This is a genomic window from Aminobacter sp. BE322 (genome assembly GCF_050433525.1).
Classification (GTDB): Bacteria; Pseudomonadota; Alphaproteobacteria; order Rhizobiales; family Rhizobiaceae; genus Aminobacter.
Map to the genome: position 1 here is coordinate 71,366 of NZ_JBNPXB010000016.1, position 20,931 is coordinate 92,296.

Here is a 20,931-nt window from a genome sequence, read left to right on the forward strand (position 1 = left end):
CCCTCCCCCTTGTGGGGAGGGTCGGCGCGAAGCGACGGGGTGGGGGTCTGCGAACTCCGAGTTTCGTGAGTACCCCCACCCGGCCCTGCGGGCCACCCTCCCCACAAGGGGGAGGGTAATCCTGATCAGCCGACGATCAGCTCGGTCCACTTCTGGTTAATCCAGTCGGCCTTGGTGGTGTAGAGGTCGTAGCGCGGGATGATCGGCGCAATGTCCGACGACACGGCGGCGAACTCCTCCGGCTTGAGATCGAGCAGCTCGCGCTTGACGGTGGGCGAGGTGCCGACCTTGCGCGACATCAGCGCCTGCACGGCGGGCTGGCACATGTGGTCGATGAAGGCATGCGCCTCCTCGGTCTTCTTCGAGGCCTTCGACAGCACCCAGGAGCCGGAATCCTGGATCCCGCCTTCCTTCGGGAAGGTCGAGCGCACCGGCTGGCCGTCGGCGGCCGCGAGGCCGGTGACGTCGTGATAATACTGGCCCATCGGGATCTCGCCCGACTTCAGCGCCTGTTCGAACTGCGCCTCGTCGCGATACCATAGCCTGACGTTGGGCTTGACCTCGGCGAGCTTGGCGAAGGCCTTCTCGATGCCTTCCTCGGTGTCCAGCGCGTTGGTGCCGCCCATGAAGGTCTTGGCCGTCACTTCGAGCAGGAACGAGTTCGAGGCGAGCGCCAGCAGCCCCAGCTTGTCGGCGTTGGCCGGGTCCCAGAAGGCCGCCCACGAGTCAGGCGCGGTCGGGTAGACGTTGGTGTTGGTGACCAGCGTGATGTACCAGGCCACCGCCCCGATGCCGGCAACACGGCCGTCCGGATACTTGTTGACGAAGTGCTCGATGAGGTTGGCGCTGTTCTTGATCTTGGCGAGGTCGAGCGGCGCCCAGAGTTCGGTCGACTGGCCCTTGAGCAGCGAGGTCTGCGACATCATCGACAGGTCGGCCGGCGCCTGCCCGGCCTTGGCGGCCTGCTCGAGCTGCACCAGCCAGGCTTCGCCGGTCGGCTCGGCGACGGATTCGACGGCGATGCCGGTCGCCTTGGTGAATTCGGGGAAGATGTGCTCGTCGAAGGACTTCTTGAAGTAGCCGCCATAGACGCCGATCTTGATCGACTTCTCCTGCGCCCTCAGGATCGAGGGCATGGCGAGCAGGCTGGCCGATGCGACGCCTGCGCCCAGCACGGCACGGCGGCTCATCCGGCTATCGAGTATCTTGGACATCTTCGTTCTCCTCATTTGTTGCCGGCTTTGTGCCGGTTGTTCCCTTTGATTTTCGTGAGGTAAGTACAGCGGTCAGTGTCTGCGGCTGTTTCGGCCTCCAGAAATCGCAACACTCAAGTCGGCTCCCATCAAAGCACCGCTCAAGGGCATTTGGCCATCGCAATCGTGCGGTGGCCGGTTGGCGACGATCACCTCACGCCCGCTTGCCGGTAACGAAGGGGCTGAACACCATCAGGCTCAGGATCTCGAACAGGACCTGGGCGCCGGCGTGCGCGGTGTTGGTGGTCGAATCGTATTGTGGCGCCACCTCGACGACGTCGCCGCCGACGAAGTTGAGCCCCTTCAGTCCGCGGATGATCTCCAGCACCTCGCGCGTGGTGAGCCCGCCGACCTCCGGCGTGCCGGTGCCGGGCGCGAATGCCGGGTCGAGGCTGTCGACGTCGAAGGACAGGTAGGTCGGGCCGTCGCCGACGATCTTCTTCGCCTTCTCGATGACCGCCGGAATGCCCATGCCGGTGATCTCCTCGGCATGGATGACGGTCATGCCAGACTCGTAGGAGAACTCCCAGAGATATTCGGCCGAGCCGCGGATGCCGATCTGGATGACGCGGGTCGGGTCGAGCACACCGTCGAGCACGGCGTTGCGGAACGGCCCGCCGTGATGGAACTTGGTGAGGTCGTAGGCGCCGCCGGTGTCGCAATGGGCGTCGATGTGGATCATGCCGACGGGGCGCTTCTTGCCGACGGCCTTGAGGATCGGGTGGGTGATCGAGTGGTCGCCGCCGACCGAGAGCGGCACCACACCGGCGTCGACGACCTGACCGACGCGGCGCTCGATGTCCTCATGGCTGAGCTCGAGGCGGTAGCGGCTGCGGAACGGCACGTCGCCGATGTCAGCAACGCGCAGCTCCTGCACGGGAGCGCATTCGAGCACGTGGTTGTAGGGGCCGATGCGCTCGATGGCGCGCAGGGCGCGCGGGCCGAAGCGCGAGCCCGGGCGGTTGGTGACGCCGAGATCCATCGGCATGCCGATCATCGCCACCTGCAGGTCGCCGAAGTCGGGATTGTCGTTGTCGACCGGCAAATAGGGCGCGGTCAGGAAGGTCGGGATGCCGGAATAGGGTGCGAGGCGCGTGCCGCTCTTGGTGAAGATCTTGTCGGCGACGCGGCGGAACTTCGGATCGAACAGATCGCCGCCATGGCCCTCGCCATATTTCTTGCGCAACTCGTCGAGTTTTTTGACGTCGAAACCCATGATCGCCTCCTGCGCTCAGCTGCAGCAATCGGGAAACGGTTTCGTCGGCCGCCCCGGTTCGGCGCCCGATCAGCTGAATGTTCCCCGTGTGCTTATGGTTGTTTTGACGCAAGTTTCAGGCAGTGCCGTTGAAATGGCAATTGATATTGTTAAGCTCCCGGCTGTGAGGAATTCTCACAAGAAGACAATCCGCCGGAGCCCCCGATGTCCAGGCGCCTGCCCCCGCTCAACCCGCTGCGCGCCTTCGAGGCGACGGCCCGCCACGGCTCGCTGACCAAGGCCGCCGGCGAGCTCAACGTCACCCACGGCGCGGTCAGCCACCAGATCCGCGCGCTCGAGGCGACGCTGAAGGTCAAGCTGCTGGAACGCGCCGGTGCCCGGCTCAAGCTGACGCCGCAGGGCGCGGAACTCTTGCCCGCGGTATCCGGCGCCTTCGAGAGCATCGCCGCCGCCACCGAGCGGATGACGCGGCCGACGAGCTCGGGCAAGCTCGCCATCAGCTGCGTGCCGGCGCTGCTGTCGCTCTGGCTCATCCCGCGGGTCGGCAGCTTCATGGGGCAATATCCGGGCATCAGCCTGACCTTCAACGCCTCCAACGATCCGCGCGACATCCACGACGGCGACGTCGACATCTGCCTGCTCTATGGCGACGGCAGCTGGACCGATTGCTGGCTGAAGAAGTGGTCGGGCATCGAACTGTTTCCCGTGGTCAGCCCGACGCTCATCAACAACCGGCCGATCCGCAGCGTGCGCGACCTCGCCGACCACGTGCAATTGCATGGCGACGACGGCCACGAGTGGCAGACCTGGCTGTCGGCGGCCGACGCGCTCGACGTCAAGCCGCTGCAGCGGCACCGCATGGCCGACGCGCGGCTGGCCACGGAGGCGGCGATCCACGGCCACGGCGTGGCGCTCGGCGACAGCGTCACCGCCTCGGCGATGCTCGCCAAGGGCCAGCTCGTCACGCCCTTCAACCTGTCGGTGCCGGCAGTCGACGCCTTCTATGTCGTCTGCCGCAACGAAGTGCGCTCGGCGCCGATCGTCCAGGTCTTCATCGACTGGCTGTTCGCCCAGCGCGAGGAGCTTTCGGCACGGCCCGACCAGGCCGTGACCGGCCAGATCAGCATCCGCAAGCGCCGGGGAACCAGGGCGACGGCGGCCGGATGAGCCGCGCTCAGCCTCGCCGCAGCCGCTCGGTCGCCGCGACGTCCACGCTGCCGTCGCCGATCGCCACGCCGAACATATCGGCCGCCTGGGCCGGGGTGTAGTAGCCCAGCGTCACGTCACGCAGCACCAGCTCGGGATCGCGCTTGAACGGGTCGCCATAGCCGCCGCCGCCGGGCGTGCCGACCAAGACGCGGTCGCCGGCCCGGAGCGGGATGTCCTGCTCCTTCGACAGATGCGGCGGCACATGCGGCTCGCCGTCGCGGAACACCGTCACCGAATTGACCATGCCGTCGGCGCCGCCGAGCGCGCCCTGCGGCCCGAAGCGGCCGTGGTCCATGACGAAGGAGGCGCGGGCCTCGCCGCGCAGCAGCTCGATCTCGTAGGCGAGGCCGAAGCCGCCGCGCCGGCGGCCGGCGCCACCCGAGCCTTCGCGCAGGGCGTATCGGCGGTAGAGCACCGGATAGGCCTGCTCCATGATCTCGACCGGCGGCGACTTGGAGATGCCGATGGTCGAGCAGCCGTTGGACAGCCCGTCATGGCCGGCATTGCCGCCATAGCCGCCGCCGGAGATCTGGTACATGACGTAGTCGCGGCCGCGCGCCGGATCGTGGCCGCCGAGCGCGAAATTGCCGCTCGAGCCGGCAGGTGCTGCCGTCACCTTGTCGGGTGCTGCCTGGACCATCGCCGCGAACACCGCCTCGGCGATGCGCTGCGACACTTCCGCCGCACAGCCCGAGACGGGGCGTGGATATTTCGCGTCGAGGAACGTGCCTTCAGGTCGCCTGACCATCAGCGGCTCGAAGGCCCCGGCACTGATCGGCACGTCGGGGAAGATGTGGCGCATGGCGAGGTAGACCGCCGACAGCGTCGTCGCCAGCACGCTGTTCATCGGCCCGGCGCAGGGTTTCGACGAGCCGGCGAAGTCGAAGACCAGCGTGTCGCCCTGCTTCTCGACGGTGAGCGCGATGGTCAGCGGCGCGTCGACCACCCCGTCGGAATCGACATAGGCCTTCGACCGCCAGCTGCCCTCGGGCAGCGCGGCGATATGGGCGCGCATCTGCTCGGCGGCGCGGCGGCGCAGCTCGGCGATCGCCGCAACCACGGTTTCGTCGCCGTAACGATCCAGGATCTGCAACAGTCTTTGCTGCCCGACATGGAGGGCGGCGGCCTGGGCGCGGATATCGCCGATGCGTTGGTCGGCGACGCGGATGTTGGAACAGATGATGGCGAATATCTCGGGGTCCATCACCCCCTTCTTGAACAGTTTTACGGGCGGCAGCCGAAGCCCCTCCTGCTCGACCGCCGTCGCCGAGGCGGAGAACCCGCCGGGCACCGCGCCGCCGATGTCGGGCCAATGGCCGGTGTTGGACAGCCAGCAGAAGATCCTTCCGTCCCGCCACACCGGCATGGCGAAACGCACGTCCATCAGATGCGTGCCGCCGAGATAGGGGTCGTTGACGATGTAGATGTCGCCCGGCTCGGGCGGCAACACGCGGCCGTCCGCGATCATCTCGATGATGGTCTTGGTCGAGTGCTGCATGACGCCGACGAACACCGGCAGGCCTTCCGAGCCCTGCGCGATCAGCGCGCCGTCGACGGCGGAATAGATGCCGTCGGAGCGGTCGTTGGCCTCGGCGATGACCGGCGAGAAGGCTGCGCGCGAGAAGGTCAAATCCATCTCGTCGCAGGTCTGCTGCAGCGCGGCCTGGATGACGGAAAGGGTGATGGCGTCGAGGGTCATGGGGCCGGCCGACTGAGGAGGGGAGGTCCACCCCCGGTTTGGGTACTCCGGCCCAGCGCCGCCACGCGACCGGCTGGAGAGGCTCGCGGAGGCTCTACCGTCCCGGTACCCCCACCCCTAGCCCCTCCCCACAAGGGGGAGGGGGACTTTGCCGTACCGTCACTGCACCTAAACGTCGAAGGCCAGAGGAAGCGGCGGCGAAGGCGTTCCCCTCCCCCTTGTGGGGAGGGGTTAGGGGTGGGGGTACCTTCAGCCGGTCGCGGAAAGCCGCTCATGACGAGCCCACCTCGACGACAATGTTCCCATCCTTGTCCGACTTCGCCCGGTCACCCGGCTCGAGCACCGTGGTCGCGTCCATCTGTTCGAGGATGGCAGGCCCGTCGAGCACGGCCGCCAGCGGCAGCCTTTCGCGCGCATAGACCGGCGTGTCGTGCCAGGTGCCGTCGAACCAGACCGGCCTCACCTCGCGCAAGGCACCTGCGAGTTCCCCTGCCCGCCCGGCCGGATCGATCAGCCTGGAAAGGTCGATTGCCGGCCGCACGCCGGTGACGGAGGTATTGAGGTTGACGAGATTGGCGCGGATCTCGGGCAGCTCGACCTTGAAGCGGGCGAAATAGGCCTTCTCGAACAGCTCCTGCAGCATGGTGCGGCTGATCTCGGCCGACGGCAGCGGCACGTTGATGAGATGGGTCTGGCCGAGAAATTGCATGTCGGCGGAATGGCTGACGCGGATGCGCGCCGGGCGGATCGCCTCCTTGGCGATCAGCGCCTCGCCTTCCGCCCTGTGCCGGGCGAGCACGGCGCGCATGCGCGCCTCGTCGAGCGCCGCGACAGGCTGGTTGACCGTGTTGACGAAGTCGTGGCGCATGTCGGCCACAACGCAGCCGAGCGCATTGGTGATGCCCGGCCGCGCCGGCACCAGCACCCGCGGCAGGCCGAGTTCGCGGGCGAGCGCGGAAGCGTGCAGCGGGCCGGCGCCGCCGAAGGCGAACAGCGTGAAGTCGCGCGGGTCGTGGCCGCGCGACACCGACACCATGCGGATCGCGCCCGCCATCTTGATGTTGCCGAGCCTCAGCACCGCACCGGCCGCGGCGACACCGTCGAGGCCGGTGGCACGTCCGATCTTCTCTTCGAACACCGCGCGCACGGCCTCGACGGTGACGGGGTTCTCGACCGAAAGCAGTGTTGCCGGGTCGAGCCGGCCGAGCACCAGATTGGCGTCGGTGATGGTGGGTTCGGTGCCGCCGCGGCCGTAGCAGATCGGCCCGGGATTGGCGCCGGCACTTTCCGGCCCGACCTGGATCAGCCCCGAGGCGTCGACGCGGGCGATGGAGCCGCCGCCGGCGCCGACCGTGTGCACGGCCACCATCGGCACATGGATCGGCATCGCGTATTCGATCTCGATCTCGTTGGAAACGGCGGGCTCGGCGTTGCGGATCAGCGCCACGTCGGTGGAGGTGCCGCCCATGTCGTAGGTGACGAGGTTGTCGTAGCCGGCGCGGCGGCCGGTATAGGCGGCGGCGATGACGCCCGAGGCCGGGCCGGACATCACCGTCTTGGCCGACTCGGCGGTGACGAAGCGCGCCGAGATCATGCCGCCATTGCCGTTCATGACCAGGAATTCGCGGCCGTAGCCGCGCGCGCCGAGCTCCTGCCTCAGCCGCGCCACGTAGCGTTCGAGGATCGGCTGCACGGCGGCGTTGACCGAGGCGGTGACGCCGCGCTCGAACTCGCGCGCCTCCGAGAGCAGCGAATGGCCGGTGGTGATGTGGCCGTTGGGCCAGGTCTCGGCGGCGATCTCGGCGGCGCGGCGCTCATGCGCCGGATTGGCGTAGGAATGCAGGAAATGGATGACGAGCGCCTCGCAGCCGGCATCGAGCAGCAGCCGCACCGCAGCGCGCATCCCCTCCTCGTCGAGCGGCTCGCGCACCCGGCCCGAGGCCTCGATGCGTTCGCCGACCTCCAGCCTGAGGTCGCGCGGGATCACGGGCACGAAGGTGCCGGTCATGCCATAGGCCTGCGGCCGCGTCCGGCGGCCGAGCTCGATCACGTCGCGGAAGCCGCGCGTGGTGATCATGCCGGTGCGGGCGAGCCGTCGCTCCAGAACCGCGTTGGTGGTGGTGGTGGTGCCATGGACGATGAGGTCTATGCCGGCGATCGGGAAACCGGCCTGGTCGAGCGCCGCGATCACGCCATGCGCCTGGTTGTCGACGGTGGTGGGGGTTTTTGCTATGCGGACCGAGCCGCCGTCGGTGCCGTCGAGGAGCAGCAGGTCGGTGAACGTCCCGCCGACGTCGATGCCCGCCACCACGTCTCCCGCCTTAGCGGGAATTTTCTCGACCATGGACTAAACCCGAAACGCGCGGACTACGTTCATGTGCCAGTTTGGAAAGGCGTTTTAAGCCAAAACCTTGACGTTCATATCATTTGTATACTAATTAATATCCTCGACAAGGCCCCACTATTTGCCCGCATTTCCGCAGCGCGCCGGATGAAAATCGCCGCCGCGCCGACGAGCATGATTGCCGCCCGCTGGCGAGAGGTTGATCGATGAACACCCAAGCTGCGCTGAACACGGCCGAAGCCAAGCCGCTTCAGTTCCCCATCCCGGCGAATGTCTACGCCGAGACCGTGGTATCGGTGAAGCACTATACCGACCGCCTGTTCGCCTTCCGCGTCACCCGCCCGCAGACGCTGCGCTTCCGCTCCGGCGAGTTCGTCATGATCGGCCTGCCGAACGCCGAGAAGCCGGTCTACCGCGCCTATTCGGTCGCCAGCCCCTCCTGGGACGACGAGCTCGAGTTCTTCTCGATCAAGGTGCCGGACGGTCCGCTGACCTCGGAGCTGCAGAAGATCCAGCCGGGCGACACCATCCTGATCCGCCAGAAGGCCACCGGCACGCTGGTGCTCGACGCGCTGACCCCTGGCAAGCGGCTGTTCATGATCTCGACGGGCACCGGCATCGCCCCCTTCGCCAGCCTGCTGCGCGACCCCGACACCTACGAGCGCTACGAGCACGTCTACCTCACCCACACCTGCCGCGACGTGGCCGAACTCAACTACGGCCGCGAACTGGTGGCCGATCTCGAGAACGACCCGCTTATCGGCGAACTGACCCAGGGCCGCGTCACGCTGTACAACTCGACCACGCGCGAACAGTCCGAGTGCATGGGCCGCATCACGGCGCTGATCTCGTCGGGCAAGTTCTACACCGATCTCGGCATCGAGAAGCTCGACCCCGAAACCGACCGCATCATGATCTGCGGCTCGATGCACATGCTCAAGGACGTCAAGGAACTGGCCGAAAGCCTCGGCTTCGTCGAAGGCTCGCTCAACGAACCGGGCAGCTTCGTCGTCGAACGCGCCTTCGTCGGGTGATTTGGGCCGGCCTTATCGCCGATCGTTCTCGTCACCACGACCGGCGATTTCAATGAGCTGTCGGACCGCCTTGCCGAGGATAGCGAGTTCCCCACTGCTATAGATGTTCCAGAGAGTCTCGCCGTCGATCTCGTGATAGGCGTGCCTCAGCGGATTGCCGATGGCGCGCACGCGTGCCCAGGGAACTTCCGGTGCCTTGGCCTGCAATTCCGCAGGGATATGGCGCGACGCCTCACTGATGATCTCGATGAACCGCTCGTAGGCGGCCCTCAAAATCCGGTCGGAACGAAAATCATCGTAGGTCTTGCCGTCCAGCATGACCTCAATCTGCGCGATGGCGTCAGCGATGTCGCGAAGCCGGCGCAGAACTCGGTTCTCCGCGAGACTCAAAAGACTTCGACCAAGTCTTTGCGGATCGTGTCGCGGAAATCGTCGTCGAGCCCACGCCGCATGACTGCATTCGCCTGAATTCCGGTGCCGTCCAGGACGATTTGTTCCACTCCAACGAGATTGAGCAGCGAAAACCGCGCGGAAGGTGCGACATCGAGCAGTATGTCGACATCACTGTCGTCGGCATGGTCGCCGCGAGCACGTGAGCCGAACAAAGCAACGTGGCGCACACCTTCCGCTTCCAGCGCAGGTCTTAGGGTAAGCAGCCTCGCTATGAGTTCGTCTTTCGTCATGCCTGCAATTTACTCTCGTTAGGTTGCGACTTCCAGTTATGCCGAATCAAGCCTCAAACCGATCTTGACCATCCGGTCAAAATAGCGCTGCGCGTTTCCGAATTTTCGTCTATCTTCCGCCCTCGGGGACTCGTGGTGCCTGGCGCCACGGGCTATTCTTTGTCGTGCCGCTGCAGGCGGTGCCTGAGATGTTACGCCGACCACAGTCTCACGCTGGTGGCAGGGCGTCCGGAGGAAAGGCAGTCAGATGAGCGGCAAGCTGCGCGAAGCCGAGACCCAATCTACAGCCATCGTCACGCCGTTGGCGTCGCGTCTGGCGGCGAATGCGGTTGAGGGCCACGGGATCGTGCGCAATCCGGGGATGGCGCTGGATCTGGGGTTTTTGGAATCGATGCGCAGCGTCAACCGCTCGGCGCTGGAGCGCCGGGTGGCGACGCTGACCAAGCGGCGCTCGATCAAGGCCGACAACCAGGCGGCGTGGCTGTTGCGGTCGATCTCCTTGATGGACCTGACGACGCTCAATTCCAACGACACCGACGAGCGCGTGCGCCGGCTCTGCGCCAAGGCGCTGAACCCGCTGCGGCGCGACCTGGCCGAGGCGCTGGGGCTGGGCGACACGCTGATCCGGCCGGCGGCGGTCTGCGTCTACCATCCGTTCGTCGCCACCGCCGTCGAGGCGGTGAAGGGCTCGGGCATCCATGTCGCGGCCGTCTCGACGGCTTTTCCGCACGGCCTGGCGCCGCTTTCGACCCGGCTGGCCGAGATCGAGGCGTCGGTCGCCGACGGCGCCGACGAGATCGACGTCGTCATTCCGCGCGGGCTGGTGTTCGGGGCGAAGTGGCAGGAGCTCTACGACGAGATCAGGCAGATGCGCGCCGCCTGCGGCGAGGCGCATCTGAAGGTCATCCTGGGCACCGGCGACCTCGCGACCCTTCGCAACGTCACGCTCGCCTCGATGGTGGCGATGATGGCGGGCGCCGATTTCATCAAGACCTCGACCGGCAAGGAAAGCGTCAACGCGACGCTGCCGGTCGGCCTCGCCATGGTCAGGGCCATCCGCGCCTATCACGAGCAGACCGGCCATCTCATCGGCTTCAAGCCGGCCGGCGGCATCTCGACGGCGAAAGCATCGCTCGACTGGCTTATCCTGATGAAGGAGGAGCTCGGCCGGCCCTGGCTCGAACCCGAGCTGTTCCGCTTCGGCGCGTCGAGCCTATTGACCGACATCGAGCGCCAGCTCGAACACCACGTCAGCGGCCGCTACTCGGCCAACCACCGCCACGCCATGGCGTGAGGCGATGGGCGCGAAAGCAATGGCCGTGGAGCTTCTTCGCACCCCCCTCTGGCCTGCCGGCCATCTCCCCCACAAGGGGGGAGATCGGCAGCTTCGTCCCCCACGCCTTTCCTCCAACCTCGGCGATTGGCGGCGACGTCAGCGCGGGCTGATCTCCCCCCTTGTGGGGGAGATGGCCGGCAGGCCAGAGGGGGGTGCGAAGGATCGCCGACCTCGCAACGAATTGCTGGGAACAGCCCGATGAACATCCTCGAACGATACCACGCCATGGACTACGCCCCCGCACCCGAGGCCCGCAGCGAAGCCGATGCCTGGCTGGCGGCCCGCGACTTCTCCAGGTCGCTGTTCATCGCCGGCGACTGGCGCGCCGGCTTCGACGGCGGGAGCTTCGACACCGCCGACCCTTCCACTGGCAAGGTCCTGGCAAAAGTCTCCGAGGCGGGTGCCGCCGACATCGAGGCGGCGGTGGCCGCCGCGCGCAAGGCGCTGCCCAAGTGGAGCGCTGCCTCGGGCTACGAGCGCGCCAGGGTGCTCTATGCCATCGGCCGCGCCATGCAGCGCCACCAGCGCCTGTTTGCGGTGCTGGAATCCCTCGACAACGGCAAGCCGATCCGCGAAAGCCGCGACATCGACGTGCCCCTGGCGATCCGCCACTTCATCCACCATGCCGGCTGGGCCCAGTCGCTCGACAAGGAATTCCCCGGCCGCAAGGCCGCCGGTGTCGTCGGCCAGATCATCCCGTGGAACTTTCCGCTGTTGATGCTGGCCTGGAAGATCGCGCCCGCCCTCGCCACCGGCTGCACGGTGGTGCTGAAGCCGGCCGAGTTCACACCGCTGACGGCCATTCTCTTCGCCGAGATCTGCGAGCGCGCCGGCGTGCCCAGGGGCGTGGTCAACATCGTCCAGGGCGGACCCGAGGCAGGGGCTGCCATCGTCAACCATCCCGGCATCGACAAGATCGCCTTCACCGGCTCGTCCGAGGTCGGCAAGATCATCCGCAAGGCGACGGCGGGCTCGGGCAAGAAGCTGTCCTTGGAACTCGGCGGCAAGTCGGCCTTCATCGTCTTCGAGGACGCCGATCTCGACAGCGCGGTCGAGGGGCTTGTCGACGGCATCTGGTTCAACCAGGGCCAGGTCTGCTGCGCCGGCTCGCGGCTCCTGGTGCAGGAAAGCGTCGCTGAGGCCTTCATCGCCAAGGTCAAGACGCGCATGGGCCGGCTGCGTGTCGGTCCGCCGCTCGACAAGAACACCGACATCGGCCCGCTGGTCGACAGGACCCAGCTCGACCGGGTCAGGCGGCTGGTCGAGGAGGGCGCAAGACAGGGGGCCGTCTGCTGGCAGACCGACCAGGAGGTGCCTGAGACCGGCTACTATCATCTGCCGACGCTGGCGACGGGCGTGGCGCCCGCCAACATCCTCGCCCAGGAGGAGGTGTTCGGCCCGGTGCTCGCCACCATGAGCTTCCGCACCAGCGAGGAGGCGGTCGAACTCGCCAACAACACCCGCTACGGGCTGGCCGCCTCGGTGTGGAGTGAGACCATCAACCTCGCCCTGCATGTCGCCCCGCAGCTCAAGGCCGGCGTCGTCTGGGTCAACGGCACCAACATGTTCGACGCCGCCTGCGGCTTCGGCGGCTATCGCGAGAGTGGTTTTGGTCGCGAGGGCGGGCGCGAGGGGCTGGAAGAGTACCTGGCGCCCTCCGAACCGCATGGCCCGGTGATCAAGCCGGCGGCGGCGCCAAAGGCTGCCGCGCGCGACAATGGCGAAAGCCACGGCATCGACCGCACGGCAAAGCTGTTCATCGGCGGCAAGCAGGTGCGCCCCGACGGCAACTACGCGCTTCCCGTGCTGACGCCGAAGGGCAAGCTCGCGGGCGAGGTCGGCCTGGGCAGCCGCAAGGACATCCGCGACGCGGTGTCGGCGGCGCGCGCCTGCAAGGCCTGGCCGGAGGCGACCGCCTACAACCGCGCCCAGGTGCTTTACTACCTGGCGGAAAACCTCTCCGGCCGCACGGAAGAATTCGCCGCCCGCATCTCGGAACTGACCGGTGCCAGCCACAAGGCCGCCAAGGCCGAGGTCGAAGCCTCGATCGAGCGGCTGTTCTGGTATGCCGGCATGGCCGACAAGTTCGAGGGCCGGGTGCACCAGCCGCCGGCGCGCACGGTGACCTTGGCGCTCAACGAACCCGTCGGCGTCATCGGCATCATAGCCCCCGACGAGGCGCCGCTGCTCGGGCTGGTCTCGCTGGTCGCCCCGGCGCTCGCCATGGGCAACACGGTGGTGCTGGTGCCCTCGGCCACCGCCCCGCTCGTCGCCACCGACCTCTACCAGGTGATCGAATATTCCGACGTCCCGGCCGGCGCGATCAACATCGTCACCGGCCATGCGGCGGAGCTTGCGGCCGTGCTCGCCAAGCACGACGACGTCGACGGCCTCTGGGTCGTCGCCGAGGCCGATATCTGTGCCAGGGCGGAAGCGGAATCCATCGGCAACCTCAAGCGCGTCTGGACCGGCCATGGCCGCAGCCTCGACTGGCCGACCGCCCAAGGCGACGCCTTCCTCCGCCGCGCCACAGAGGTCAAGAACGTCTGGGTCCCGTACGGGGACTGAGGGAATAGGGCAGTAAGGCAGTAAGGCAGTAGGGCAGTAGGGCAGTAAGGCAGTAGGGCAGTAAGGCAGTAAGGCAGTAAGGCAGTAAGGCAGTAAGGAGAAAACCATACTGCCTTACTGCCTTACTCCCCTAACTTATCTTCGCAAGCAGTGCCACGAGCGTCGCCGCATCCTTCGGCGACAGCGGCGCGAGCGTCTCTTCGGTGATCTTCTGCGCCAGCGGCACCAGCTCTTCCACGGACCGCCGGCCTTCTTCGGTCAGGCGTACCTGCAGCCGGCGCTTGTCAATTTCGTGCTTGCTGAGCCGCACCAGCCCGCGCGCCGCCAGCCGGTCGATCACCCCCTTCACCGTCGCCGCATCCATGGCGATCAGCGCGCCGAGCTGGTTCTGCGAGGTCTCGCCGACGTCGCGCAGCTTGGCGAGTGCGGCGAACTGCGGCGGGGTGAGGTCGGCGATATGCGCGGCGAAGATCGCCACATGGCGCTGGTGCGCCTTGCGCAGGATGAAGCCGACCTGGTCCTGCAGGCGGTAACCGTCATGGCCGGGATCGTCCGGGCTCATCTCAATCCGTCCCAGGCCGAGATGTCCTCGGCCTTCAGCCCGCCCATGCGGTTGTGGATGCGCGGGCCGCAGGTCATGACCAGCGCGAAGACGATCTCGTCCGGCCGCGGTCCGTCGGGAACGCCCACCTCCATGGCATCGAAATGGCTGCGCACATAGGCCGCATTCACATGGCCGACCGGCACGTCCATGCGCGCGCCGAAACCGCCGAGCTTCTTGGCAGACGGCACGATCGCCTTGGCCTCGCCGAGGCGCTCGCGCATGGCATAGCCGCCGGGCACGTGCCATAGCGCCCCATGCTCCAGCTCGCCGGCGGAGCCAACGATCGCACCCTTGCCGTAGCCGTCGATGGCCTTGGCGTCGCCGCCGAGGGCGGCGATCAGCCGGTCGCACAGCATCAGCCCGAGCGGCTTCAGGTCCTCCATCGCCGCCTGCAGTTCCTCGACATAGCGGCCGGCGAAGGGGTTCTTCACCACCGCAAGCGCAGCAGCCCGCCGGCGCGGCTCCTTTGCCGGCAAACCACCATCGTGGAAAATCTCCTCGATCGTCACCGCGATCTTGCGGACCGGAAACTCAGGCATGGTCAATTTCCTTGGTTGGCATCGATACGGTCTCTTTCCCCGGCCGTGCTCGGCCGACTTCTCCCCGGCGGGAGAGGAGCGGGTCGGCGCGGCGCTTTGCCCTTCCCCCATCGGGGTCCAGCTGAGGGGGCAATAGCCCCGAGAAGCGCGCATCGCGATCCAGGAACAGCGCCGCGGCCTCGATCAGGCCGCGCCGGCGGAAATCTTCCGCGGCCTGCAGCCCTGCATCCAGCGCCGCCGCAACCTCGCCCGCGCCCAGCGGAGCGACCGCCGTCGTCACCAGCCGGTCGCCGAGGTCGCTGTCGGGCGCCAGTTGCCGCGCCGGCCGGCGCCCGATTGCCGGGTGGCCGGGCAGGTCGACCGCATTGGCGATCAGCGTCGCCGCCGCGTCGGCCGCCGCAGCGTTATCGGCCAGGACGGTCACCGCATCGGCGATGCCGAGCGAAAAGCTGCGGCCGTGCCAGCCGCTGGTGGCGATGCCGCGCACACGGTCCTCGGCGCGGATCGTCAGCCGGTCGGCTCGGCCGGTGCCGGCGATGGCCGCGTCGATCCCCCCGCCCGGCGCGATGAACAGCGCGATGTCGCCGCCGTCGTTGACGTAGGCGCGTTCGAGGTCGCGACCCAGAACCGTCGCCGCAAGCATTTCGTCGGCTACAGAACCGGCGACCGCCGCCATCGGCGTGATGAAGACATCGGCCAGCGGCACCACCGCGGCCTCCATGCGCCGTGCCGTCGCGCCGGCAAATGGGCGCGGCTGCCGGCATGCCGGCCGGCGGAGCTCAGGCAACTCGTCCACCAGTTCCGTCAAAATCGTCTCGAAGCGCGCCACGCATTGGCGGTAAGCCGCCCGCAGCTCGGCGGCCTCGCCGAATGCCTCGACGATCAGGTCGATCGGCCCGTGGTTGAGATGCAGCCGCCGTCCGTCGGGCAGCCAGTTGGCCTGCGGGCCGCTCATCGTTCGGTGCTCCGCATGCGCCGCAGCTGCGCCATCGGCGGCCAGGGATTGGCGGAAGCGGCCGGGCCGGTGGCGCGGTCGTTGAAATATTCGCCGCCGCGTCCGAGCACGTCCGCGACGGTCCTGATCTCGGCCTCGTAGCCGCCGAGCGCCAGATAGTGGTCCTTGCGCAGGGTGAACTCGATGGGCGCTACCAGCGCCGGCGTCGGCACGTAGCCGAAAGCGCCGTCGGGCACGCGCAAGACGTCGACCATCAGCGTGATGCCGCCGCCCGGCCAGACATAGACCGGCGCGCCGCCGACCGTGACATAGGTCTCGAGCCGATGCACCGAGCGCGTCAGGTTGACCGGATTCTCGGTGACGCCGGCCCTGAGGCTGCCGCCGGCGCCGCCGACGAACAGCACCGTGCACAGCGCCGGCTCGCAATTGTCCTCGATCAGGCCGACCGATTTCCTGAGCCTGTCGGGGAAGGGTTTCTCGACCGGGCGCAGGTCGCCGTCGAGTTCGTAATAGGCGAACTGTTCGCCCGTGGTCGACACCATCAGCAGCGACAGCCCCGGCCGCGCGCCCTTCTTCGGGTTCCAGTCGCCGAGGATCGCCAGCGGATCGGAGATGGTGGTGCCACCCCAGCCCAGCCCCGGTTCGGACACCTTGAAATAGCGCCCCGGCGTCGAGCGCCGGCCGAGGATCCTTATCCCCGTGTCTTCCCAGCCCAGCACCTTGCCGGCCTGGTGCTCGGAGACCACGCCGGTGATGTGGTCGTCGACCACCACCACTTCGTCGACCAGCCCGCGCCATTGGCTGGCGAACATGCCGATCGTTGCCGAGCCGCAGCCGACGCGCATCCTGTGCTCAGTCGTGCCGTCGATCACCGGCGGCCTGCCGGCCTCGACCACCACGGTTGCGCCGCCGTCGATGGCGAGTTCCACCGGCTTCCTGTTGCACAGGTCCATCAGCGTCCCGCAGGTGACGCGGCCTTCCGGCTTGGAGCCGCCGGTGAGATGGTTGACGCCGCCGAGCGACAGCATCTGCGAACCGTATTCGCCCGTGGTCACATGGCCGACCGCCTCGCCCTGGGCGCGCACCGTCGCCGCTTCAGGTCCGATATGGCGGTCGGTGTCGATCTTCACCTTGACGCCGCAATAGGAGAAGATGCCCTCGGTGACGACGGTCACCAGGTCGACGCCCTCGACCTCCTGGCTGACGATGAAGGGCGCCGGCTTGTAGTCGGGATAGGTGGTGCCGGCGCCGATGGCGGTGACGAAGCGGCGGCCGGTGTTGACGAGTTCGCCGTCCCAGGGCTCGACCGAAAAAGGCACGACGGCCGTGCCGCTCTCGACCGCATAGTCGAGCACCCGCACGGGATCGCAACGCACGATGCGGCCGCCGAAATTGCCATAGCGGTCGCAGGCGCCGGTACGCCCCTCGGCGATGTAGCACATCACCGGGCAGGCATCGCAGCGCAGCTTCTCACCGGCCTGCTTGTCGCCGGGATCGTGGGTCTCGAAGCGTTTGGACAGCGCGCTCATCGGCTTTCCCCGCGGATGGCGGCAAGGATGCGCGACGGCGTCGCCGGCAGCCTGCGCACCGAAACGCCGGTGGCGTGGCGGATGGCATTCAGGATCGCCGGCGCCGTCGGGATCAGCACGTGCTCGCCCAAACCCTTGGCGCCGAAGGGTCCTTCCGGATCCGGAACTTCCACCAGGATGGTCTCGATGGGCGGCACGTCGCCGATGGTCGGGATCAGGTAGTCATGCAGGTTCTCGCTGCGGCCGGGGATGTATTCCTCCATCAGCGCCATGCCGATGCCCTGGGCGATGCCACCCTGGATCTGCCCTTCGGCCAGCAGCGGATTGATCGCCTTGCCGACGTCATGGGCGGCGGTGAATCTCACCAGCTGCACCGTGCCAAGGGCCATGTCGACCTCGAGTTCGGCGATCTGGGCGCCGAAGCCGTAGACCGCGTAGGGCCGCCCCTGGCCTTTCGCATCGAGCGGCGTGGTCGGCGGATCGTAGGTCGCCTCGGCTGCGAACACGAGGCCGCGGCCATCGGCCTGCAATTGCGTGAGGTCGATGTGGCGGCGCATTTCGCCCTCCCACACCGTCAGCACGCCGGCTTCGAGATGCAGCCGCGCGGCGGGCGAAACGTTGGCGAAGCGCAGGATCTCGTCGCGCAGCCTGTGCGCCGCCTTTTCCGCTGCCCTGCCCGAGACATAGGTCTGGCGCGAGGCCGATGTCTTGCCGGCGTCGGGAGTGGATGCGGTGTCGGCGCTTCTAAGTTCGACATCCGCAAGCGACAGCCCCAGCGCGTCGGCGACGATCTGTGCGATCACAGTGTTCGAGCCCTGCCCGATGTCCACCGCCCCCTGGTAGAGGACGACCTTGCCAGCGGGCGCGATGCCGAGCCTGATGGTCGACGGGTTGGGGAGCGAGGTGTTGCCGCAGCCGTACCAGCAGGAGGCTATGCCGACGCCGCGTTTCCTCGCGACGCTGCCGGCGTTGAACGACGCGGCCTCCGCCAGGGCGTGCGTCCACCGCGACGCGAGCGCCTCGAGGCATGCGACGATGCCGACACCGGCCTCGAGCAGTTGGCCGGTGACCGTTTCGTCTCCGTTCCGAAGCGCGTTCTTCAGGCGGAATTGCAGGCGATCCATGGCGAGCGCATCGGCCAGCTCGTCGTAGAGCGTCTCCTGCATGATCGCCGCCTGCGGCACGCCGAAGCCGCGGAAGGCGCCGGAAACCGGGCCGTTGGTGTGGACGGCGCGGCTCGTCGCCCGATAGTTCGGCGTGGAATAGGGCCCGCAGGCATGGACCGGCACGCGGTTCGCGACCGTCGGGCCCCAGCTGGCATAGGCGCCGGTGTCGAACGCGCCGTCGAAGACCATGCCGGCGATGGCGCCGTCCGCACCGGCCCCCAGCGCCGCACGCATCCGCGCGGGGTGGCGCTTGGTGGTCGACACCATCGAGTCCCGCCGGCTATAGGCCAGCGACGCCGCCCGCCCCGTCTTCAGCGCCACCAGGCCGATCAGCGGCTGCACCGAGAGGTCGAGCTTGGAACCGAAACCGCCGCCGGTGGCGGTCGGCACGATGCGCACCTTCTCCGGCGGCAGGCCGAGAACCCGCGCGGTGTCGTCGCGGTCCATGTAGGGCGCCTGGGTGCAGGCGACGACCGTCAGCGTGTCGCCGTCGAAGACGGCATGACCCGCCTCCGGCTCGATATAGGCGTGCTCGACGAACGACGTCTCGATTTCGCCCGAGACGACGGCGGAGGCATCGGCGAGTGCCGCCTCCGGGTCGCCGCGCTCGACATGGCCGCGCACCAGTATGTTGCCGGCGCGCCCGGCATGGACAAGCGGCGCTCTGTCTTCCTCGGCCCGCTCCGGCGCAAGGAGAGCCGGCAGTTCCCGCCAGCGTATGGGGAATTCCGCCAGGTCGATGTCGCGCGCGGCCCAGCCCTCGCAGGCCACCAGCGCCACCGCCTCGCCGCGGAACCGCGCTTCCCCCTCGGCCAGCGCCGGCTGGTCGGCGAAGGCGGGGATGACGCCGAACCTGTTGATGCCCGGGATATCCGCCGCGGTGAACACGGCTGCGACACCGGCATTTCGCGCCACATAGGCGCCGAGATCGCCGAAGCTGAAGGCCGCGCGATGGTGCGGCGAACGCACGACCAGCACCGACAGCGCATCGGCCGGGAACGCATCGGCGCCGAACCTGTCCGCGCCCGTCACCTTCACCACGCCGTCGAGCCTGACCGGCGATGCGCCCACCGCATTGCCGGCGGGGGGAAGGGTGAAGTTGCCCAACTCCCAGGCCAAGGGCACCCCCACCCCTGACCCCTCCCCACAAGGGGGAGGGGGATTTTGTGGCACGGCCGTCACGCGCCAACCGTCGGCGATTTTGGTGGCAAGGGCGGCGATTTGGTCCCCCTCCCCCTTGTGGGGAGGGGTTAGGGGTGGTGGTATGAGGCCGGCCGTATGCCCGACAGGCTCAGGGCAGGCGGGCAAGACGAAGCGATGCGCCTCCATCACCGCCTCGATGATCTTGCGATATCCGGTGCAGCGGCACAGCACGCCGCCGAGCGCCTCCTGCACCTCCTCCTCGCTCGGCTTCGGGCAGCTTTCGAGCAGCGCCGTGGCCGCCATCAGCATGCCCGGCGTGCAGATGCCGCATTGGGCCGCGCCATGCGCAAGGAACGAGGCCTGCAGCGCCGACAGGCCGGCGCCGCCGAGGCCCTCGACCGTGCGGATCGAGCCGCCTTCGGCCGAGGCCAGGGGCACAAGGCAGGCGCAGACGGGGGTGCCGTCGAGCAGCACGGTGCAGGCACCGCAATCGCCGGCATCGCAGCCGACCTTGGTGCCGGTGAGGCCGAGTTCCTCGCGCAGGATGGACGACAGCCGCCGCATCGGGGCGGCCGAGACCGACGCCGGCGCGCCGTTGACCGTGAAGCTGATCGGCACGCGGTCGGGTTTCATGCGGCGACCCGCCGTTGCGGATCGGCTGCCGCCGCGAGCAGGGCGCGGGCGACGATCTCGCGCGCCGCGGACCGCCGGTAGTGCGCGCTGCCGCGCACGTCGTCGATCGGTACAAGCTCGTCGAGAGCCGCCCTGGCGACCACGTCCTCGATGTCATCCGGCCGCTTGCCCTGCAGCTCCGCTTCCAGCACCCGCAGCCGCTGCGCGACCGCCGAGCAGGCGCCGACCGCGACGGCCGCGGCCTCGATCCGGCCGTCACGATCAAGCGTCACCCTCGCCGCCACCATGGCGATGGAGATGACGAGATAGCGCCGCGCGCCGAGCTTGAGGAAGGCCGAACGGCCACCGGTCGCAGCCTTGGGCACCCGGACGGCGGTCATCATCTCGCCGGGCTGCAGCGCGGTGCGGCGGTTGCCCAGGATGAAGTCCGGCAGCGCCAGATGGCGCGTCGCCAGAGACGAGCGCAGCTCCACTTCGGCATCGAGCACCATCAGCGCCGGAACGCCGTCCGCCGCCGGCGAGGCGTTGCACAGATTGCCGGCCACCGAGGCGACGTTCTGGATCTGCACCGACCCCACCTCGCGCGCGGCCTGCTTCAGCGCGTCGAAGGCGGGCGGCAGCGGCGCCTGCCGAACCTCCGTCCAGGTGGTGCGGGCGCCGATGACGACATGCGTTTCGGTGGCTGCGATGCCGCGCAGTTCGGCGATGGAATTGACGTCGAGTATGTTCTGCCGGATGGGGGAACTTCCGAGCGCGGGATAGAAATCCGTGGCGCCGGCCACGACCCGCCATGCCCCCTCGCCCAAGAGGGCGAGTGCTTCGTCGAGCGTCGTGGGTCTCGCGTAGCGGGTCACGCAATGCCTCCCGGCCCGGGCCGGTCAATTCATTCGCATGCAAATGATAATCCGCCGCGACCTTTTGTCAAAGCAGCCTTTCGCGGCAAGGCCCGGAGGGCGTCCTGGCGAGTTGGAGGGTTGACGGGCGGCGGCATCTGACCCAGTTTCGGCGCCCCGACCATAG

At 68.0% G+C, this 20,931-nt stretch carries 16 protein-coding genes; 4 read left to right on the forward strand and 12 right to left on the reverse strand.

Features of this window, described 5'->3' with window-relative positions; genetic code table 11:
• Nucleotides 1–125 precede the first annotated feature (125 nt).
• Together J2X50_RS19840 and speB are read right to left on the reverse strand one after the other, a co-directional pair.
• On the reverse strand, nucleotides 126–1,214 hold the full coding sequence (locus J2X50_RS19840) for an ABC transporter substrate-binding protein (RefSeq protein WP_429097613.1): 1,089 nt from the start codon (nucleotides 1,212–1,214) through the stop codon (nucleotides 126–128).
• Between the two features lie 193 nt (nucleotides 1,215–1,407).
• Entirely contained in the window at nucleotides 1,408–2,469 is a 1,062-nt protein-coding gene (gene speB, locus J2X50_RS19845; protein ID WP_429097615.1) for an agmatinase, read from the reverse strand.
• 204 nt (nucleotides 2,470–2,673) lie between these two features.
• On the opposite strand from speB, the gene gcvA reads away from it, so the two are divergent.
• The gene (gcvA, locus tag J2X50_RS19850; protein WP_429097616.1) at nucleotides 2,674–3,636 is read left to right on the forward strand and encodes a transcriptional regulator GcvA; all 963 of its coding nucleotides are present in this window, start codon (nucleotides 2,674–2,676) and stop codon (nucleotides 3,634–3,636) included.
• Nucleotides 3,637–3,643: 7 nt separating this feature from the next.
• Here gcvA and J2X50_RS19855 read toward each other — a convergent pair whose 3' ends face one another.
• Together J2X50_RS19855 and J2X50_RS19860 are read right to left on the reverse strand one after the other, a co-directional pair.
• Complete coding sequence (locus J2X50_RS19855) at nucleotides 3,644–5,377, reverse strand: hydantoinase B/oxoprolinase family protein (protein WP_429097618.1); 1,734 nt, start codon at nucleotides 5,375–5,377, stop codon at nucleotides 3,644–3,646.
• 271 nt (nucleotides 5,378–5,648) lie between these two features.
• Nucleotides 5,649–7,721: a hydantoinase/oxoprolinase family protein gene (locus J2X50_RS19860; RefSeq protein WP_429097620.1), complete on the reverse strand. Its 2,073-nt coding sequence runs from the start codon at nucleotides 7,719–7,721 to the stop codon at nucleotides 5,649–5,651.
• A 206-nt stretch (nucleotides 7,722–7,927) separates the two neighbouring features.
• On the opposite strand from J2X50_RS19860, the gene J2X50_RS19865 reads away from it, so the two are divergent.
• Entirely contained in the window at nucleotides 7,928–8,755 is an 828-nt protein-coding gene (locus J2X50_RS19865) for a ferredoxin--NADP reductase (RefSeq protein WP_429097622.1), read from the forward strand.
• 12 nt (nucleotides 8,756–8,767) lie between these two features.
• On the opposite strand, the gene J2X50_RS19870 is transcribed toward J2X50_RS19865, so the two are convergent.
• Nucleotides 8,768–9,145 carry a HepT-like ribonuclease domain-containing protein gene (locus J2X50_RS19870; protein WP_429097624.1) on the reverse strand — a complete coding sequence of 126 codons (378 nt, stop codon included), beginning with the start codon at nucleotides 9,143–9,145 and terminating at the stop codon, nucleotides 8,768–8,770.
• The gene (locus J2X50_RS19875; protein ID WP_429097625.1) at nucleotides 9,142–9,438 is read right to left on the reverse strand and encodes a nucleotidyltransferase family protein; all 297 of its coding nucleotides are present in this window, start codon (nucleotides 9,436–9,438) and stop codon (nucleotides 9,142–9,144) included. Before J2X50_RS19875 ends, J2X50_RS19870 begins: the two co-directional genes overlap by 4 nt.
• Nucleotides 9,439–9,685: 247 nt before the next feature.
• On the opposite strand from J2X50_RS19875, the gene deoC reads away from it, so the two are divergent.
• Nucleotides 9,686–10,732, forward strand: coding sequence for a deoxyribose-phosphate aldolase (deoC, locus tag J2X50_RS19880; RefSeq protein ID WP_429097627.1), 1,047 nt, complete (start codon nucleotides 9,686–9,688; stop codon nucleotides 10,730–10,732).
• Nucleotides 10,733–10,972: 240 nt separating this feature from the next.
• Nucleotides 10,973–13,342, forward strand: coding sequence for an aldehyde dehydrogenase family protein (locus J2X50_RS19885; RefSeq protein ID WP_429097629.1), 2,370 nt, complete (start codon nucleotides 10,973–10,975; stop codon nucleotides 13,340–13,342).
• Between the two features lie 130 nt (nucleotides 13,343–13,472).
• Here the strand turns inward: J2X50_RS19885 and J2X50_RS19890 are convergent, their stop codons facing one another.
• From J2X50_RS19890 to J2X50_RS19915, 6 genes are read right to left on the reverse strand one after another with little or no spacing between them, the layout of a single operon-like run.
• Nucleotides 13,473–13,904, reverse strand: a complete 432-nt coding sequence (locus J2X50_RS19890) for a MarR family winged helix-turn-helix transcriptional regulator (protein WP_347968857.1) — start codon at nucleotides 13,902–13,904, stop codon at nucleotides 13,473–13,475.
• Nucleotides 13,901–14,485: an amino acid synthesis family protein gene (locus J2X50_RS19895; RefSeq protein WP_429097631.1), complete on the reverse strand. Its 585-nt coding sequence runs from the start codon at nucleotides 14,483–14,485 to the stop codon at nucleotides 13,901–13,903. The genes J2X50_RS19890 and J2X50_RS19895 overlap by 4 nt, the downstream gene beginning before the upstream one ends.
• Nucleotides 14,478–15,440 (reverse strand): UPF0280 family protein, encoded by a 963-nt coding sequence (locus J2X50_RS19900; protein WP_429097633.1) that lies wholly within the window; start codon nucleotides 15,438–15,440, stop codon nucleotides 14,478–14,480. Before J2X50_RS19900 ends, J2X50_RS19895 begins: the two co-directional genes overlap by 8 nt.
• Nucleotides 15,437–16,969, reverse strand: coding sequence for a 6-hydroxynicotinate reductase (locus J2X50_RS19905; protein WP_429097635.1), 1,533 nt, complete (start codon nucleotides 16,967–16,969; stop codon nucleotides 15,437–15,439). Before J2X50_RS19905 ends, J2X50_RS19900 begins: the two co-directional genes overlap by 4 nt.
• Nucleotides 16,966–19,911 carry a molybdopterin-dependent oxidoreductase gene (locus tag J2X50_RS19910; protein WP_429097637.1) on the reverse strand — a complete coding sequence of 982 codons (2,946 nt, stop codon included), beginning with the start codon at nucleotides 19,909–19,911 and terminating at the stop codon, nucleotides 16,966–16,968. The genes J2X50_RS19905 and J2X50_RS19910 overlap by 4 nt, the downstream gene beginning before the upstream one ends.
• Nucleotides 19,908–20,765, reverse strand: coding sequence for an FAD binding domain-containing protein (locus J2X50_RS19915; RefSeq protein WP_429097639.1), 858 nt, complete (start codon nucleotides 20,763–20,765; stop codon nucleotides 19,908–19,910). The genes J2X50_RS19910 and J2X50_RS19915 overlap by 4 nt, the downstream gene beginning before the upstream one ends.
• Nucleotides 20,766–20,931: the final 166 nt, after the last annotated feature.